The organism is Pseudomonas sp. SWRI50 (assembly GCF_014269095.1).
In the GTDB taxonomy this organism is placed as follows: domain Bacteria; phylum Pseudomonadota; class Gammaproteobacteria; order Pseudomonadales; family Pseudomonadaceae; genus Aquipseudomonas; species Aquipseudomonas kermanshahensis.
Genome location: NZ_JABWRW010000063.1, coordinates 1 through 1014 on the forward strand (window position 1 = coordinate 1; position 1014 = coordinate 1014).

The window sequence follows — 1014 nt, forward strand, 5'->3', positions numbered from 1 at the left end:
CTGCTGCTCCATTTCGGTCTGGGGTTCGATGTATTCGCCTTGCAGCAAACTGGCATCCGGTTGCGGCAGGGCCTTGCGGTCCAGCTTGCCGTTCGGTGTTACCGGCAGCGTGCTCAGCAACAGCAGGTGCGTAGGCACCATGTAATCCGGCAGGCCGGCCTTGAGGGCTTCACGCAGGCTGTCGCGCAACGCGCCCTCGTTTTGCGTGCTGTCGGCGGGTACCACATAGCCCACCAACTGTTTACCGCTCGGCCCGTCCTGGGCCAGCACCACCGCTTCCTGCACCGCTGGCAATTCCAGCAGGCGCGCTTCGATTTCACCCAGTTCAATCCGCAACCCGCGGATCTTCACCTGGTGGTCGAGACGCCCGGCGTAGTCGATCACGCCATCGGCGTTGTAACGCGCCAGGTCACCGGTGCGGTACAGGCGCCCGCCGTTGTCGCTGAACGGGTCCGGCACAAAACGCTCGGCCGTCAGCGCCGGGCGCTGGTGATAACCACGGGCCAGGCCTACGCCGCCCAGGTACAGCTCGCCGGCACTGCCGCGTACCGCCGGTTGCAGGCTGCCTTCGAGGATGTGGGTCTTGAGGTTGTCGATCGGCTGGCCGATCGGCACGCTGATGCGTTCGTCCGCGCGGCAGGTCCAGTGGGTGACGTCGATGGCCGCTTCGGTCGGGCCGTACAGGTTGTACAGGCCCGCCCCTGGCAGGCGCTGCAGGGTCTGGCGCGCCAGCTCGGCCGGCAGTGCCTCGCCACTGCACACCACACGCTTGAGGCTGCGGCAGCTTTCCACCGCTTCGTGGGTCATGAACGCCTGCAGCATCGACGGCACGAAGTGCAGCGTGCTGATGGCGTACTGGTTGATGGTGTCGACCAGCAGCTGCGGGTCGCGGTGGGCACCCGGCTGGGCCATGACCAGGCGCGCACCGGTCATCAGCGGCCAGAAGAACTCCCACACCGACACGTCGAAGCTGAACGGGGTTTTCTGCAGCACGCTGTCACTGGCGTCCAGGCC

General features: G+C 66.4%; 1 protein-coding gene. It reads right to left on the reverse strand.

Annotated elements, in window-relative coordinates:
* A partial coding sequence (locus HU750_RS26940) for an AMP-binding protein (protein ID WP_186683375.1) occupies window positions 1-1014 on the reverse strand: 1014 nt, incomplete at both ends.